We start from the raw sequence: 18081 nt of genomic DNA, 5'->3' as shown, positions 1-18081 counted from the left end.
TTATGTTTTTATTAACATATTACTTTTGCGTAAAATTATCAATTTATAACCAATCTAAATAAATATAGTATGCTTTTTATTATACCAAGGGTAAAAAAGATGTTAACCACCCCCATTTACATGCTTCTTCTGGTTTGTTTTTTCATTACAAATGCATTTTCCCAACAAAGTACAGGTTCTATAAAAGGAACTGTAATTACTTCAGATGACCACCTTGCCTCCTCCGTAAATATTACAATACCAAAATTAAAAAAGTCAGCCCTCACAGATGAAAATGGTGTTTTTATTTTAAGCCAGGTGCCTACAGGAACATATGAAATCGAAATTAATATGATGGGACATATTCCATCAAAACAGCAAATTACAGTCAGTGCAAATGAAACCTCAACGGTTTCATTTCAATTAGAATCTTCTTTAAAAGAATTACAGGAAGTTGTGGTTGTTTCTGCCGCCAAAAAATTTGCTAAAAAACAAAGTGAATATGTCGCGAGATTACCGATTGCAAATCTTGAAAACCCGCAAGTGTATACCGTCGTTCCCAAAGAACTCTTTGTAGAACAAATAGCTGTTGATTTCAGAAGTGCTTTAAACTCGGCTCCGGGATTAAACAACGTGACGCAAAGTGTGGGTTCTGGAGGAGTTGGATTAAGTTTAAGAATGCGTGGTTTTAGCGGTTCATCGGCAGCGGGATCAATCCGTAACGGAATGAACACAAACTGGGTAACGATGAGTGATCCTGTAAACCTGGAAAGTATCGAAGTAATCAAAGGACCATCAGCAACCTTGTTTGGCTCGTCCTTAACCACTTATGGCGGTCTTATCAACAGAGTGACTAAAAAGCCTTTTGACTTTATGAAAGGTGAAGTAAGTTATACGACCGGAAGCTGGGCTCTAAGTCGTACAACTATCGATTTTAATACACCTCTTAATGAAGAAAAAACAATGCTTTTTAGGATTAACGCCGCTTTAGACAACCAAAAAACATGGCAGGATTATGGCAAAAGCCACACTTTTGTCGTGGCTCCTTCCTTTACTTATAAAGCCAGTGACCGTTTGACCTTTGACTTTGATTTAGAATTGTATCAAGGAAACCGTAATTCAACTTCTATTGGTTTAGGAAGCGGTACACCACCAGTAAAAAGTCTGAATGATTTACATTTTGATTTCAAAAAATCGTATGCGACAGATGATTTACAATCGGAAGCAAAAAACACCAATATTTTTGCAAAAGCCACCTATCAATTGTCAGATCAATGGGTTTCGCAAACTAATTTTTCTAATGCTTTTACCGACAATAAGGCCAATTATTTGTTCTTACTGATCAATACGGCTGCGAATTCTGGTATTACTTTACAACGAAGATTGTACAACATCAACAGTACCTTTAAAACGTCACAAATTCAACAAAACTTTATCGGGAATTTCAATATTGGAAGCCTTAAAAACCGATTACTTTTAGGGATCGATTACACCTATATCAGTACAAATGATAACAGATGGCTCATTAATAATTATGATACCGCTGTTGCAAATCCTGCCCTTACCATCAACGGAAATGCCGCTTTTATCAATATGGAGAAATACAAACAGCTTATCGCTAATATGACGGCGCCAACTGTAGTTAACACCAGAGATTTTAGAACATTAAGTTTTTATGCTTCGGATGTGATCAATATTACCGATCGATTTATTGCTATGGCCAGCGCGCGTTTTGATCATTACGAAAACAAAATTGCACAGTACAATCAGAATGCTGTTTCTCCAAAATTTGGTTTAGTGTATCAGGTTGTTAAAGACAAAGTTTCGGTTTTTGGAAATTATATGAACGGATTCAGCAATGTGTCGCCAGCACCAACTGCAGACAATCCAAATGGTTTGACAGAGTTTAAACCTGAAGAAGCAAACCAGTTAGAAGGTGGTGTAAAAATTGAATTACTGGGAGGAAAACTAAACGGTACTTTGAGTTACTATGATATTAAAGTAAAAAACAAATTGCGTACAGATCCTAACAATCCTTTATTTTCTGTTCAGGATGCAACGCAAAGCAGTAAAGGTTTTGAGGCCGATCTGATTGCAAATCCGTTTAGAGGCTTACACATTATTGTAGGCTACGGTTATAACCAAAGTGAATACACCAAAGCAAACCCAAGTCTTGAAGGAAAAAAACCTTACTCTACTCCTGCTAATGTTGCTAATTTCTGGATTAGCTATAAAATCTTAGACGGACAAGCCAAAGGAGTTGGTTTTGGTTTTGGCGGAAACACTCAAAGTGATAGCTATTTAAATGATGCCAACACCTTTACAGCAAACGGATACACCACATTAGATGCCAGTGTCTTCTATGAAAAACAAAAATTTAGATTAGGGCTAAAAGTCAATAATCTTGCGAACAAAGAATATTGGTCAGCAGATTATTGGGCTAATATGATGCCAACAAGACAATTAGTAGCTAATCTTACTTTTAAATTTTAATTCTTTTTAATTAGTTATAACCAAGCTATCATATCTTATCGATTGTAGCTTGGTTTTTATCGTTTTACAGTATGTCTGGAAATACAATCAAAAAAAACAAACAAAAAAGCAAATGGAGTAAACTGAATCATTGGCTCCACTTATGGTTAGGACTTACTTCCGGAATTATTGTATTTATTGTAGCGCTTACAGGAGTATTATTTATCTTTTGCGATAATATTATTGATGGTTTGGCTTATGATTCCTTATATGTTTCTGAAGTAAAAGAACAAAAACTAATTCCGGAAGAAATTATAAGGGCTTTCAAAACACAACTGCCCAATCGTAAACCCAGTTATTTTATTACCTACAGAGATCCCGAAAGAACCATTAAGATGGCTTCGTCGACCAAAGACCGGGATTTGCAATTTTCATGGATCGATCCTTATACAGGCAAAGTTTTAACTTCCGGAAAGGCTTATGATTTCTTCTATGTCATTGCCCACATTCACAGCGGTCATATTCCTTTTGGAGATATCGGAAATTTAATTATAGAAATTTCAGTTTGGATTTTTCTAATCGAATTAATTACAGGACTTATCTTATGGTGGCCAAAAAAATGGAACCGATCTACCAAACTGCAAAGCTTTACTATTAAAAAAAATGCCAGTTTTAAACGACTCAACTACGATTTACACAATGTTCCCGGATTTTACAACCTATTGCCCGCCTTATTGATTACTATTACCGGTTTAATTATTGTTAACAAACCTTTAAACTCAACGACGCAAAAAGTATTTGGAGGTATGCCGCGCGCTTACTCCAAATTTCGGGACATAAAACCTGAATATGACAGTACTAAAACATTTGCAGCATTAAACCCAATAATAGAACGATTATTTGCAAAAGACGAAGCGATTGAACAAGTCAAATTATCGATTGCCGCAAAAGACAGTATTACCAGTTTATTTGCGGTAGCGGCCGAAGATATCGGTCTGAAAGGCGTTCAAAACGGGAAAACTTTTGCGTTAAATCGCTATACAGGCCAGGAATTTGAAATACCCGTAAAAGTAATGAACGGTTTAGATATTGATGAAACAACGATGAATCTCCATATTGGTTTTTGGGCCGGATGGATTGGAAAAACACTGACTTTACTTGTGGGACTTGTATGCATGTTTCTTCCCGTAACAGGTTTTTTAATTTGGTACGGACGTCAGAATAAAAAGAAAAAAACACAATCAGTTTAAAAATGAAAAAAACAATTTTATTGCTATGCCTTTTTTGGTTTACTCCTTCCTTCTCGCAAGACAGCATCTCTATTGGCAGTAAACAACATCTATTCTCTAAAGCATTAAATGAAGAACGAAACTTCTGGGTTTATCTTCCCCCTGATTACAACAATACTAAATTTGCTCCTGCAAAATATCCTGTTGTTTATTTACTAGATGCCGAGAGTAATTTTCATTCCTTTACCGGACTTCAGCAATCACTTGCGCGAGGACCTTATGCCAGAATTCCTCAAATGATAGTTGTTGGAATAACCAATACCAACCGAACCAGAGATCTTACCCCTACCGAAGCAAATCGTCAGGCGTTTTTTGATAAAAAAAAGAAGATGTTTCAACAAAGCGGAGGCAATAGAAACTTCATCACTTTTTTAGAAAATGAGCTGCGTCCTTACATAGACTCCAAGTACAGAACTTCGGGTTACAATGTTTTAAACGGACATTCTTTTGGAGGATTAACGGCCGTAAATATTCTGTTGCATCATACTCAATTGTTTAATTCTTATATCATTATTGATCCAAGTCTTTGGTGGGATAATGAACTTATGAATAAAAAAGCGGATTCACTTTTTAATACAAAAAATTTTGAACAGCGCAGTATTTATTTAGCCATGGCCGATAAAAAAAGTATTCCTCAGGACACCACAACAGATATGGCAAGAGGCATCAGAAAATTTGAAAAATTGCTGAAAGATAAAAAGCCTAAAAACCTTCGCTGGGGTTTTAAATTTTATGAAAATGAAGATCACGGAACCATTCCCATTCCGGCCGAATATGATGGTTTACGCTTCCTTTTTGAAGAACATCTGGTTCAGGTCAAACAAGCCGTAGTTGATCCTTCCCTGGTAGAAAAACAATATGCCAAATTATCGCAGCAAACCGGTTTTACCTTTCTCCCAACCGAAAGTTATCTGGATTGGATTGGCAATTATTGTCTGGATATTGAAAAACCGCAACAGGCCATTATTTTCTTTAAATATGCAGAAAAGTATTATCCGAAAAGTAAAAATGCATCTCTCGCACTGGAAAAAGCATATTTAAAAAATGGAAACACAAAACCAGCTGACGATATTCGGAAGAAAATACAAGATTAGATTTACATCTTATTATTCATAATTGTTCTAAATAAATATTGTCAAACTAATATTAAACTTTACATTTGTGATACGAAATTATTAACTCATTAATTGCATATTATGAAATCTAAAACTTTACAATCAATAACATTTTTACTTTTAATGTTAATTGCCAGCCCTACTCTATTTGCTCATGCCTTGTGGATCGAAACTAAAGCGGTGGGAGCTAAAGGAAAAGCTCAGGAAATATCTGTTTTCTTTGGAGAATTTTCAGATAATGATATTACAGCTTCGGCAAAATGGTTTTCGGATTTAAAAGATTTTTCACTGGTTGTAATTAGCCCGTCAAAAAAAGAAACAAAACTTACCGCTACAGCCTTAGAAAATAAATATCAGGCCTTTTTTACACCAGATGAGGATGGCGTTTATACGGTTGTGATGCATCATACTGTAAAAGATGTATACGGTACCATGAAATTAGATTACAATTCAAGCGCAACGGTTACCGTTGGCAATGCCGCCAAAGGAAATGATGCTGCCGCAAATACAAACATCATTAGTGTCTTTGCTAAAGAAGTGACAGCGGCTAAACAAAAAACAGTACTAAACATCAATGCTTTGTATGAAGGTGCAGCAGCTAAAAAACAAAAAATAAAAGTAATTGCTCCAAATGGTTGGGAAAAAGAATTATGGAGCAATGACAAAGGAGAAATCTCTTTTACACCACTTTGGTCAGGAAATTATATGGTAGAATTTGCTTATACCGAAAAAGCTGCCGGAGAACATAATGGCAAAAATTACAACGAAATCTGGAAGATGGCAACTTATTTAATTGCCGTTAAATAATATAGTCCATTCATTATTTGATAATTTTATAGTTAGTTAGGCCTTGTTCGTAATGAGCAAGGCTTTTTTTAACCAAAATATCTTTTACACTCTCTCTTCTTCTTCCTTACTCAATAAAATTTAGAAAAACAAAATCTTAAGCCAATCTTAAGACTATTCTAATGAAATTTTAATCTAGAAAAACTCTGAAAATTTTGTTAAGACCGTATCTCGATATTACATTTGCAAAAATTTATTTTTATTAAATCTAAATAAGCAACATGAAATATAATTTACTACTTGCATTATCCTTTATAAGTTTTGCTTCTTACAGTCAAAACTATTCAAGCGACGAGGCAGCCTCAACTGCCAATGACACGGTAAAAAATAAAAAAGGAGAAATACTAAATGAAGTATTAATTAAAACCAATAGAGAGCCTAAACCGGTTACTGCAGTTCGTTCGGGATTAAAACCAATGGACAATCCACAAAGCATACAGGTTATTAGTTCTGATGTAATCGAACAACAACAAGCCATTCGTTTAAGTGAAGTTATTAAAAACGCTAATGGTGTTTATGTAAGTTCTGCTCGTGGTGGTGCACAGGAATCTTTTTTCTCAAGAGGATATGACATGTCTGCCAACAATATGTTTAAAAACGGATTCCGTTACAATTCAGGTTCCATTCCTGATGTTTCCGGTCTGGAGAAAGTTGAATTCTTAAAAGGAGGTTCGGCTTTATTGTTTGGAAACGTTGCACCGGGAGGTATCTTAAACCTGGTAACCAAAACACCTTCATTTAAATCAGGCGGTGAGGTATCGATGCAAATTGGAAGTTATGCGTTCTACAAACCTTCTTTCGATTTTTATGGCCCTCTTAGCAAGTCAATTGCTTTTAGAATAAACGGTTCTTACGAGAACTCTGAAAGCTTCAGAAATGTAGTAAAAAACGAACGTGTATATGTAAACCCGTCTTTACTTTTTATCATCAATCCAAAAACACAAATTACGGTACAAGGGGATTATTTAACAGCAGACTGGACTCCGGATTTTGGAACAGGACTTATCGGAAAACAAATTCTTGACTTACCTCGTAATGCATTCTACGGATCACTTTGGTCTAATGGTACTACAAAATCAGCAAGTGCTTCGGTTTTATTAAACCATGATTTCAATAAAAACTGGAAACTAAACTTTAATAGTTCTTTCCAAAGTTATGATAGAACTCAAAAATCTACAGCTCAGATGTCTAATATAACCAATAGTGGCGACTGGACCAGAGCATTAGTTCAAAATAAAAATTTAGAGCAGATATTGGGCGACCAATTAAGTTTACAAGGAAATTTCAATACCGGATCAGTAAAACATCAAGTATATACAGGTATTGATTGGGAAAATTCATTTGCTACCGGATACACTTATGCTTTTGATCCGGCAAATTATGACACTATCAATTTATTTGCTTTTGATCCGTCAAAACAAAAAAATGATATTCCAAACGCAAGAGCGACTCAAATTCTAAAAACAGAAACCAATCGTTTTGGGGCTTATTTTCAGGATCTGATTTCGATTACAGAAAAAGTCAAAGTATTAGCAGGTATTCGTTGGTCATGGCAAGAAGGCCAAGCTACCACTTACAAAGAAACTTATAACACCGGTACAAAAGTTCAAACGGTCGCTCCGGAAAATGCAATAGCAGAAGTTGGTGCTAAAAAACTGGACAATGCTTTCTCTCCAAAAGTGGGTATTATCTATCAACCAACAAAAAGCACTTCATTATTTGCCAGCTACTCGAACTCGTTTTCACCAAATATAGGATTCACGGTTGACAACAAAACAATTGAAGCATCGATCATTGATCAATACGAAGCAGGTATTAAAAAAGAATTCTTTGAGGGCTTGTTAAGCACAAACTTAACGGTTTACCAAATCTCAAACAGCAATTTGGCTCAAACCGCACCATTTCTAGCCGATGGTATTACTGAAAATGTGAATTCAAGCATAAAAGTATTGGGTGGAGCTACTAAAAGTAAAGGGGTTGAAATTGATGTTACTGCAACACCTATTGAAGGACTTAATATTATTGCCGGTTATAGCTATAATGATATGCGTTATACTAAAACTTCCGGAACAAGTGGAAGTTTTGTAGCGGGAGATCCGGTTGTAAGAACACCTAAAAACACAGCCAACTTAAGCTTCTACTACAAGGTACAGGAAGGAATGTTTAGAGGAGTTTCATTTGGAGCAATCGCGAACTATATTGGTAACCGTTTAGGTGGATGGAATGATGATTATCTGTGGACAGCTGTTAAGCCTACACCTACCAATCCAAAACCAAATCCTGCTTACATTGTTACCATTAGAGACAGAGATATTCCTATCGAAGGTTACACAACCATTGATGCTTCTGTAGGTTACGAGTGGAGAAAATTCTCTGTTTTATGTAAACTATCTAATATTACAAACGAATTGAATTATACTGTTCACGAAAATTACAGTATCAACCCAATTGCACCTCGTCAAATTTTGACAAGCTTAAAATATAAATTCTAAATTTTGAATTAGATTTTGCCCTCCGGACTTTTGCCGTATTTCAATAACGAAAACAAAAAAGTCTGGTTTTAAACAGAAAACCTCATCTGACAATAGATGAGGTTTTTTGTTTTCACTAAAGAAAGTAATCAGATTGTATTACTTTTGTTCCATAAAAATTCTCACCAAAACAAAACTCCGATATATGTCAGATGCTAAAAAAAATCAATTGCAAAAAAGTCTTGGCTTAAGTTTTAATATTGCTGTATTAATTGGAGGAACGATTGGCGTTGGAATTCTTCGTACACCCGGCAGCATTGCTTCCCTACTCGACAATTATTGGCTCATTATTGCTTCATGGCTCTTTGGAGGTTTATATGTTTTGTTAGGAGCCAACTCCTATGCAGAACTTTCCACAATGTTACCCAAAGCAGGAGGTTCCTATAACTATATTAAAAGAGCTTTTGGCGAATATGCCGGCTTTCTTTCCGGCTGGTTTGATTTTATCGTCAATGTAACACCACCGGCTTTTTATTGTATTGTTATTAGTGAGTACATTATTATTTTGTTTCCTGTACTCTCGAACTATTCTACCGTGATGGCAATTTCTTTATTACTTGCTTTTGTACTCATTCATTTAAGTGGTGTAAAAAACGGCAGCGTCATTCAGCAAATTACCAGTTTCTTAAAAGTAATCTGCTTTGTAGCCTTGGTCATAGCCTGTTTTATGTACACAGGCACTGAAGTCCCTAAAATCAAAACAGACCATTCTTTCTTTCAAATTGGACTAATCTTCGGATTTTTCAAATCATTGCAGTTGATCATCGGGACTTACAACGGCTGGAACAGCGTTTGCTTTTTTGCCGAAGAAAACGATAATCCCAACAAAAATATTCCCAAGTCATTGTACAGCGGTGTCTTTTTAGTGGTTGCCATTTATGTTTTGGTAAACGCTGCTTTCTTTCATGTTTTACCAATTGAAACCCTGGCAAAATCAAATTTAGCCGCAGCAGATGTTGCCAAGATCCTTTTTGGAGAAAACGGAGCTATTATTGTTACGGTAATTTCCATTTTTTCATTAATCAGTATACTAAATGCTTTTATGATGATTCCGCCAAGAATCCTTTACGGATTAAGTCGTGACGGGTTCTTTTTCAAACAAGGAACAACAGTAAATAAAGGCGGGACACCAATTATAGCGCTTTTAGTTTCGTCGCTTTTCAGTTTATTTTTAATTTGCATTGGCTCTTTTGAAGTATTATTTTCTTTCGCAGCCTTTATCTCTATTATCGTTTGGGGATTAGCTTATCTTTCTCTCTTAAAACTAAGAGCCACTGAACCCAATTTACCACGTCCGTATCATTCTTTTTGGTATCCCTGGACGACAATATTTGCCTTTGTAGCCTCGATTGCTTTGTTAATAGGATTTATTTTCAGCGATCCAAAAGGTTTTGCTATAATCGTTGTTCTCACTTTGATTTCTTATCCTGTATTTTTGGTTTTGAGGAAGAAAAAATAACGGCTTCTTTTTAATCGCTACGAATTCTCGAATTTTATATTCAAAGCTTACATCCTAAACAAATCGTGAATTCGGGGCGTTTTCTCTGTTTTGAGAAAAAAGCAACATTTTATCTTGATAGCCACAAATTCTCGAATTTTGTTTTACCATCTATGAAAACAAACAATTTGTGAATTCGTGGCTATTTTTTTTTTAAGAAAAAAGATGTAGAATTTTCCTGCTGACATACTGTTGTCACCTTCTGTGATTTAATTTGTAATAAAACTAAAAAGATGAGCAAACTAGATTTAACAAAAACCGACAAAGTATACTACAGGGCTAAAACTAATCCTGAGATCGTTTATATTGAAAAAACAAATTACATCTCGATTACAGGAAAAGGGGATCCTTCGGGACAAGAATTCTCGGAAAATATTCAGGCCTTGTATGCCACTGCTTATGCTATTAAATTTATGCAGAAAGCCGCAAATAATGATTTTGTTGTTCCAAAACTGGAAGCCTTATGGAGTTTTGATACTGAAAAATACAAAGGCATTTCTATGGATGAAGCTCCGCTAAAAATACCCCGAAGTGAGTGGGATTACAGAATTATGATCAGAATGCCGGATTTCGTAACTAAAGAACAAACAGAAGAAGCCATTCAAAGTACAGTAAATAAGAAACAAATAGAACGGGCGAAATCAATAGAATTTTACGAGATGGCGGAAGGCAAAGTAATACAGGTTCTTCATATCGGCCCCTTTGAAAATGAGCCTCAAACGCTGAAAAAAATACAGGAGTTTTCTACAGTACACCAGCTCGAGCAAAATGGCTTACACCATGAAATTTATTTATCAGACTTCCGAAAAACAGCTTCTGAAAAATTAAGAACCATACTTCGAGAACCTGTAAAGTAAACTATTTTAATAGCCACGAATTCTCGAATTTTATTTTTTACTATCTGTGAGCAAATGATTAATTCGTGAATTCGTGACGATTAAAAACAATAAACCCAACAGATTTTCAAAAATCTGTTGGGTTTAAATATTAATTACAAAGCGAATTATTTCAATCCGGCAATACTTTGCTCGATTGTAGCAATTTTTGCCAAAGCATCCGCTTCTTTCTGTTTTTCATTAGCCAAAACTTTTTCAGGTGCTCCGGCAACAAATTTTTCGTTAGATAATTTTGCCTGAACAGATTTTAAGAAACCTTGGGTATATACCAGCTCTGCAGTCAGTTTGGCGATTTCTTCTTCTACATTGATATTTCCTGAAATCGGAATGAAATATTCATTCGATTTTACACGGAAAGACAATGCTCCGTCTACTTTAGCCGTAACATATTCGAAAGCTGAAATGTTCCCTAACTTCGTAACGATAGAGTCAAAATAGGTTGTGATATTCTCACTGTTGATTGCTTTCAATTCGATCGCATCTTTAAACGGAATATTTTTATCCTTACGAATTGTTCGGATTCCTGAAATTACTTCAATAGTACTTTCAAAATCTGAAATTAAATTGGCATTGAAAGACTTTAATTCCGGCCATGTAGAAACGATTAAAGCTTCTTCCGGAGTTCTGTCAGCAAGTAAATGCCAAATTTCTTCGGTTAAGAATGGCATAAACGGATGCAGCAATTTCAGATTGCTTTCTAACATTTCAATCGCTTTATCAAACGTTACTTTATCAATTGGCTGTTGATAGGCCGGTTTAATCATTTCTAAGAACCACGAACAGAAATCATCCCAAACCAATTTATAAATGGCCATCAACGAATCTGAAATTCTGTATTTTTCGAAATTATCTTCAATATCAACCAAGGTTTGCTGCAATTTTGCTTCGTACCATTCGATGGCTACTTTTGAAGACTCAGGTTGTGGAATCGTTTCAGAAACTTCCCATCCTTTGATTAGTTTAAAGGCATTCCAGATTTTATTTGAAAATGCTTTTCCCTGATTACACAATTCTTCATCAAACATAATATCGTTTCCGGCAGAAGCACTTAAAAGCAATCCTACACGAACTCCATCCGCACTAAATTTATCGATTAAATCTAAAGGATCAGGTGAATTCCCTAATGATTTAGACATTTTACGACGTTGTTTATCACGAACTAAACCGGTTAAATACACATTCGTAAATGGTTTTTCACCTGCGTACTCGTAACCTGCAATGATCATTCTGGCTACCCAGAAGAATAAAATATCCGGACCTGTTACCAAGTCGTTTGTTGGATAGTAATATTTATAATCTGCACTTTCCGGATCCATAATTCCACCAAAAACTGACATTGGCCAAAGCCATGATGAGAACCAGGTATCTAAGGCATCAACATCTTGTTTTAAGTCAGCTGCTGTAAGTAAGTTGTTAGCTGTTTTCTCTTTAGCTAAAGCCAAAGCATCTTCAATAGTTTCTGCTACTACGAAATCTTCTTTTCCATCTCCATAATAATAAGCCGGAATTTGTTGTCCCCACCATAATTGACGTGAGATATTCCAATCACGGATGTTGTTTAACCAATGCGCATAAGTATTCTCGAAACGTTTTGGATGCAATTTGATGTCTCCTGTTTCTAAAACGGACTTAATGGCCGGTTTTACCAAATCTTCCATTTTCAAAAACCATTGATCAGATAATCTCGGTTCGATTACCGCTTTGGTTCTTTCGGAGGTTCCCACTTTATTCAAATGGATTTCGGTTTTAGCCAAAGCTCCGATTTCCTCTAATTCTTTTGCAATTTCAGCGCGAACCACAAAACGGTCTTTGCCCTGATAATGCAATCCGAAACTATTTAATGTAGCATCTTCATTAAAGATATCAACGATTTCAAGATTGTGCTTCTCTCCTAACGTTTTATCATTCATATCGTGTGCCGGAGTTACTTTTAAACATCCGGTTCCGAATTCAACATCTACATATTCGTCTTCAATAATCGGGATAACTCTTCCACAAATTGGAACGATAGCTTTTTTTCCTCTTAGATGTGCAAAACGCTCATCATTTGGGTTAATACAGATTGCAGTGTCTCCAAAAATAGTTTCAGGACGCGTCGTGGCGATCGTCAGAAAATCTTCTGAGCCTTCGATTTTATATTTTAAGAAAAATAATTTCCCTTGTTGTTCTTCATAGATTACTTCTTCGTCAGAAAGCGTTGTTTTTGCTTCCGGATCCCAGTTTACCATTCGGTATCCTCTGTAAATTAATCCCTTATTGTACAAATCTACAAACGAACGAATTACAGATGCTGACATATCAGGATCCATTGTAAATTTAGTTCTTTCCCAATCGCAGGAAGCTCCTAATTTTTTAAGCTGATCTAAGATTACACCACCGTATTTATCCGTCCATTCCCAGGCGTGTGCTAAAAATTCTTCACGGGTTAAGTCATTCTTATTGATTCCTTCCGCTTTTAATTTCTGTACTACTTTTGCTTCTGTCGCGATAGAAGCATGATCCGTTCCCGGAACCCAACAGGCGTTAAAACCTTTAAGACGCGCTCTACGAATTAAAACATCCTGAATGGTATTGTTCAGCATATGCCCCATGTGAAGGACTCCTGTGACGTTTGGTGGCGGAATTACAATTGTATATGGTGTTCTGTGATCAGGTTCTGAATGAAAATAGTTGTTCTTCATCCAGTAATCATACCATTTGTTCTCGATCGTCTTAGCGTCAAATTGTGCTGGAATTGTCATTTACTAGGGTTGTTTAATCGTTAATTTGTTTATTTGTTCAATCGTTTTGTTACTGTAATTACAGCTTTTGCTAATCATCAACCGATGAAGCGGATACACGGCTAAACAATTAAACAGAAAAACTGGTTCAATTTTTGTACTAATTATTGACAGCAAAAGTAAATAATTAAGTACACTATAAAAAGCGAATTAATAATTTGTGTGTTAATTAAAAGAATGTATATTTACTTACAACTTTAAAAAAAAATTTGAAATGAAAAATGTAGCCTCTTTTATTGCAGTCGTATTGTTTAGTACAATAAGTTATGCACAAAACGGCCCAAAAATTGAATTTGAAGCCCAAGACAATACAATTGATTATGGAAAAATTTCGAAAAGTGACAACGGAGTTCGCTCTTTTGAATTTACCAATACAGGTGATGCCCCGCTTTTGATTACTGGTGCTGAATCTACCGTAAGTTCTATCGTTGTTACCAAACCCGCAGCAGCAGTTATGCCAGGAAAAAAAGGTAAAATTGATGTAAAATACAACATGGTTTCCGGTCCGATTCGTAAAACAATTACCGTTGAAACAAATGCTGTAAACTACCCTGACGGTAGAGTTGCCTTAAAAATCAAAGGTGAAGTTTTATAAAGAATATAATCTAAAAAATAGCAAGCCGCTTCTACAATTAAGAAGCGGCTTTTTTTATCCCATTTTTAAACTAAATCCGACAGGTTCTAAAAACCTGTCGGATTTGTTTTTTAGAGGTTATTATTTTGATTTCTCAGTACACTCGACAGCATCAAATTTATATTTTACACGATCAAAATCGATTGGTTTATCTTTTACCAGGTAAGTAACTCCCATAGTAGTCTGCATTGTCCCGTTACCTAAAATAAGTCTTTTGTCTTTCTTTAAGAATGCCATTGGATTTTTAAACGTTTTATTCTTGTTGGTCACCTCTTGAAAAGTATAATCGGCAAATAAGGTATCTCCGCGAAATTCTCCTGCAAGTTCTCCCACTCTTTCTGTTGCTGCGGCAACTTTCATAGTCATGTTACCACTTATCTTTCCATTTTTTAGTGTGTTTACTTTTAAATCGATAGTATCTTTTTCATATATAGCTTTATAACATTCTGTACTTACAATGGTTTCAGCAGCTGCTTTAGCTGCTTCAGCCTCCTTCTGATTCTCATTGTTTTTACAGCTTTGAAGTCCGATACATGTCACAAGCAAGCAGGATACAACTAGGTTTTTCATAATTATTATTTTTTAAATCATTGTTATTTTTAAAACTAATTCTATTGCGTGAAATTGCTAACACATAGAAACATAGTCTTTCCAGACTTAGAGAAGGCGTTTCACTAATTAAAATACACATAGTAAACCAGGTAAAAGAAAAACATTTCTTTTTTATTGTCCTTTTTTGAGCATTAATACCTATGTCTCTATGTGTTAGAATTAATCTTTATTCAATTTCACCCAGTGGGTTAAAATTAAATAAAAAAGAAGCCAAAAGAAAAGGTTCAAACTAATTTTTTAAACATTAAACCCGACAAGATTTTAAAATCTGTCGGGTTGGTTTAACTATTGTAATTATAAGTCCTTAATTACAAATTCACTTCTTCTGTTCAATTCATGTTCTTCTTCTGAACAGGCCTCATCGGGATTGCATTTCACAATAGGTACTGATTCCCCATATCCCTTAGCCGTTACCCTTTTGGCATTAATACCTGACTCTAGTATAAAATCTCTGGTTGAGCTGGCTCTTTTCTGAGATAAATTGGCATTAAACTTTTCATTTCCTCTTGAATCAGTATGCGATCCAATTTCGATTACCATGTCTGGATATTTCTTCATTAATTCGACCACACGACCTAATACTACTTTCGATTCTTTTCGGATGTACCACAGATTATAATCAAAATAAATCGGATCGGTTTTAATGATTAATCTGCCTTTACTGTCTTTTACCACATCTTTTTCCTGTGCAAGAATCTGAGCTGTTTTCTCTTTCTTTCTAATATCTTTTGCGATAATTTCATCTGCCTTCGCCTTTTTATCGGCTTCTTTTAAAGCAATAGCAGCCAATGCTTCTCTTTCTTTTCTTCGTTTCGTATCAATTTCTTCCTCCTGTCTTTTCTTTTCTGCAAGCTGCTGTTCTTCTTTTCTTTTCTTTTCTGTGATTTGCAGTTCTTCCTGTTTTATAACTTCTAAAGATCTTAATGCCATCGAAGCATCATGGCTTGCATCTCTGATTTTTCCGGAAGAGATGGTTCTCGATTCACTTGTGTAATTTTCCTTGGAGCTTAAAACCGTAAACGAACTTTCGCAATCCACTGTAAAACTGAACTTCCCATCTGCAGAAGTAATTGTTGAGCTCAGAATCTTTTGATCTGAATTCTGCAAGGTCACTGTCGCATTTTCCAAGGGCAGTTTCGTATCGACATCTGTAATAATTCCTGCGATGAATTGCTTACAATCTTCTACAATCAGATCTTTAATTTCTCTAATCTGATAAATATCATCGCTTCCTTTTCCTCCCTCTCTATTGGAAGCAAAATAGCCTTCTTTGGTATCGGCATCGATATTAAAAGAAAAATCATCTCCATTTGAATTCAAAGGCTGTCCCACATTCAACGGTTTACTATAGTCGTTTCCTTTAATATCGGAAACAAAAACATCAAGTGACCCATAACCCAAATGTCCGTCAGAAGAAAAATAAAGTTTTTGATCTGTTGAAACAAAGGGAAATTGTTCTCTTTTGTCGGTATTAATTGTTGGTCCTAAATTTCGGGGTGTATCAAATGCTCCTTTATTAATATTTACCGAATAAATATCAAACGAACCCAAAGTCCCCGACATGTCTGATGCAAAGTACAACACTTTTTCATCCGGACTCAAAGCGGGATGTTCTACTGAATATTCTGAACTGTTAAACGGAAGAGACGTTACATTTTTCCATTTCCCTTCCACCAGTTCGGCTTTAAAGATTTGAAGATTCGAAATTTTCTGCTCGTTTGTTTTCTTGCTTTTATTCTTGGAATTGTTTCGCGTAAAATAAATCGTTTTACCGTCTTTTGTAAAAACCGCGTTTGCCTCGTGCATCCCGCTTTTTAACTCTTTGGCAAAATAATGCACTATAGAATCCGTGGAATTGCTGTTTTTAAGAGGAATCGACACCAGATTCAAATAGGTTTTATTGTCCCATTTGAATTTTTTATCCAACAATCCGGGCTTTAATTTTACTCCTGCAAAAACCAGGTTTTCCTTATATTTTACTGCCCCAAACTCTGAATTAGGGGTATTGATTGCCAAATTTTTAAGTTCATACCGTTTCCCTATTGCCGAAACATTCTCCAGAGTTTTTAATTCTTTCTCAAAATTAGAAACCGCATCACTATGATCTGATTTTGAATAATACTCTTTTAAAGCGGCATTGGCATCGTCGTAACTGTTGCTTGCTTTTAAAGTCTGTGCATATCTGAAATAATAATTTCGATCTAAACCATTACCATAATTTTGGATCAAAAGTCGGTAATAACGCTGTGCTTTTATCAAATCGTTCGTGTAAAAATAAGAGTCTGCCAGATTCCTGATCACTTCCTGCGAAGGCTTATTTTCTGCTAATTTTTCGTATAAAATAATAGCTTCAGCATAATGCGTTTTATCAAAAAAACGTTTGGCTCTGCCCAATTCAAAATCCTGAGCCTGTAAAAACTGTATTAAAAATACGAAGATAATAACGAGTAATTTTTTCCTATTTTTCATTTTAAAAGAATCTTGGCGATTTATCATATCCTTTTCCTAATAAGTCTAAATCAAAAAGCAGCATAATTTCGTGTGTACCTGAATTAAACCTGCCCATATTCGATAAAGTATGATCGTAAGCATAGCCCACTCTTAAAGTTGGCGTTACGTTTATATTCAACAAAGCACTTACAGCATCGTTTACTCTATAGGCCGCACCCAATTCAAATTTATTATTGTACAAAACATTGGCCGTCAGGTCTAAAGTAACCGGCGCTCCCAGAACAAATTTTGACATAAAAGCGGGCTTTAATTTAACCTTATCATTGAGTTGGAAAACATATCCTGCCGTTAAAAAAGTATGAATGGCTTCTGATCCGTAAGCGTTGATTCCGGATTTTTCTTCAAGGTGTTTCGTACTCAACAAATTAGGCACAGACAATCCGACATAAAAATTATCTCTAAAGTAATAGGCCCCTACTCCAATATTTGGCTTGGTGACGTTTACATTTTCGGCGAAAGCCAAATCACTGGCCGCATTCCCACTCTCTAATTTAAACCCGTTGAAATTACTTTGGAGCGATGTATAACCTGCTTTTAATCCAAGCGAAAGTTTATTTTTCCCACCCAAATTTAAAACATAGGCAAAATCAGCATAAAAATTATTCTCTTTTTTTGCTCCGTCGCCAATATCATCTGAAACCAATGATAATCCCACTTCAATTTTATCGCTTAAAGCTGTATGTCCGAAAAAGGTAAAAGTTTTAGGCGCTCCAACAGCTCCCACCCATTGCGTTCTGTACAATCCTCCAAAATTCATCATAGCAGGAACGCCTGTCGCATAAGCAGGATTGACTACACTCATGTTGTACATATAATGGGTGTACTCAGGATCCTGTTGGGCTGAGGCTGATGTGATACAAAAGAGGAAACTTATAAAAAGTAGTACTTTTTTCATTTGAAACTTATCTTAAATACTAT

12 protein-coding genes are annotated in these 18081 nt (G+C 35.5%); 8 read left to right on the top strand and 4 right to left on the bottom strand.

The features are described from left to right. Positions 1 to 99: 99 nt before the first annotated feature. From JO950_RS11785 to JO950_RS11755, 7 genes are all read left to right on the top strand, one after another. Positions 100 to 2472, top strand: a complete 2373-nt coding sequence (locus tag JO950_RS11785; protein WP_237732345.1) for a TonB-dependent receptor — start codon at positions 100 to 102, stop codon at positions 2470 to 2472. Between the two features lie 71 nt (positions 2473 to 2543). Continuing rightward, on the top strand, positions 2544 to 3701 hold the full coding sequence (locus JO950_RS11780; RefSeq protein WP_202702820.1) for a PepSY domain-containing protein: 1158 nt from the start codon (positions 2544 to 2546) through the stop codon (positions 3699 to 3701). A gap of 2 nt (positions 3702 to 3703) precedes the next feature. Then, positions 3704 to 4834: an alpha/beta hydrolase gene (locus JO950_RS11775; protein ID WP_202702819.1), complete on the top strand. Its 1131-nt coding sequence runs from the start codon at positions 3704 to 3706 to the stop codon at positions 4832 to 4834. Between the two features lie 102 nt (positions 4835 to 4936). Next, positions 4937 to 5662, top strand: a complete 726-nt coding sequence (locus JO950_RS11770; RefSeq protein ID WP_202702818.1) for a hypothetical protein — start codon at positions 4937 to 4939, stop codon at positions 5660 to 5662. 260 nt (positions 5663 to 5922) lie between these two features. Then, positions 5923 to 8193: a TonB-dependent siderophore receptor gene (locus tag JO950_RS11765; RefSeq protein ID WP_202702817.1), complete on the top strand. Its 2271-nt coding sequence runs from the start codon at positions 5923 to 5925 to the stop codon at positions 8191 to 8193. Between the two features lie 184 nt (positions 8194 to 8377). After that, positions 8378 to 9691 (top strand): APC family permease, encoded by a 1314-nt coding sequence (locus JO950_RS11760; protein WP_202702816.1) that lies wholly within the window; start codon positions 8378 to 8380, stop codon positions 9689 to 9691. Positions 9692 to 9963: 272 nt separating this feature from the next. Then, positions 9964 to 10587, top strand: a complete 624-nt coding sequence (locus JO950_RS11755) for a GyrI-like domain-containing protein (protein ID WP_202702815.1) — start codon at positions 9964 to 9966, stop codon at positions 10585 to 10587. Positions 10588 to 10733: 146 nt separating this feature from the next. On the opposite strand, the gene JO950_RS11750 is transcribed toward JO950_RS11755, so the two are convergent. After that, the gene (locus tag JO950_RS11750; RefSeq protein ID WP_202702814.1) at positions 10734 to 13367 is read right to left on the bottom strand and encodes a valine--tRNA ligase; all 2634 of its coding nucleotides are present in this window, start codon (positions 13365 to 13367) and stop codon (positions 10734 to 10736) included. Positions 13368 to 13620: 253 nt separating this feature from the next. On the opposite strand from JO950_RS11750, the gene JO950_RS11745 reads away from it, so the two are divergent. Then, positions 13621 to 14001 (top strand): DUF1573 domain-containing protein, encoded by a 381-nt coding sequence (locus tag JO950_RS11745; protein ID WP_017498202.1) that lies wholly within the window; start codon positions 13621 to 13623, stop codon positions 13999 to 14001. Positions 14002 to 14121: 120 nt separating this feature from the next. Here JO950_RS11745 and JO950_RS11740 read toward each other — a convergent pair whose 3' ends face one another. From JO950_RS11740 to JO950_RS11730, 3 genes are all read right to left on the bottom strand, one after another. Continuing rightward, positions 14122 to 14610 carry a hypothetical protein gene (locus JO950_RS11740; protein ID WP_202702813.1) on the bottom strand — a complete coding sequence of 163 codons (489 nt, stop codon included), beginning with the start codon at positions 14608 to 14610 and terminating at the stop codon, positions 14122 to 14124. 336 nt (positions 14611 to 14946) lie between these two features. Then, positions 14947 to 17121 carry an OmpA family protein gene (locus JO950_RS11735; protein ID WP_237732344.1) on the bottom strand — a complete coding sequence of 725 codons (2175 nt, stop codon included), beginning with the start codon at positions 17119 to 17121 and terminating at the stop codon, positions 14947 to 14949. Position 17122: 1 nt separating this feature from the next. Next, on the bottom strand, positions 17123 to 18058 hold the full coding sequence (locus JO950_RS11730; RefSeq protein ID WP_202702811.1) for a type IX secretion system membrane protein PorP/SprF: 936 nt from the start codon (positions 18056 to 18058) through the stop codon (positions 17123 to 17125). Positions 18059 to 18081: the final 23 nt, after the last annotated feature.

This window comes from Flavobacterium sp. UGB4466 (genome assembly GCF_903469665.1).
In the GTDB taxonomy this organism is placed as follows: domain Bacteria; phylum Bacteroidota; class Bacteroidia; order Flavobacteriales; family Flavobacteriaceae; genus Flavobacterium; species Flavobacterium lipolyticum.
Note: the sequence above shows the minus strand (reverse complement) of the source record. Positions and strands in the feature narration are given on the sequence as shown.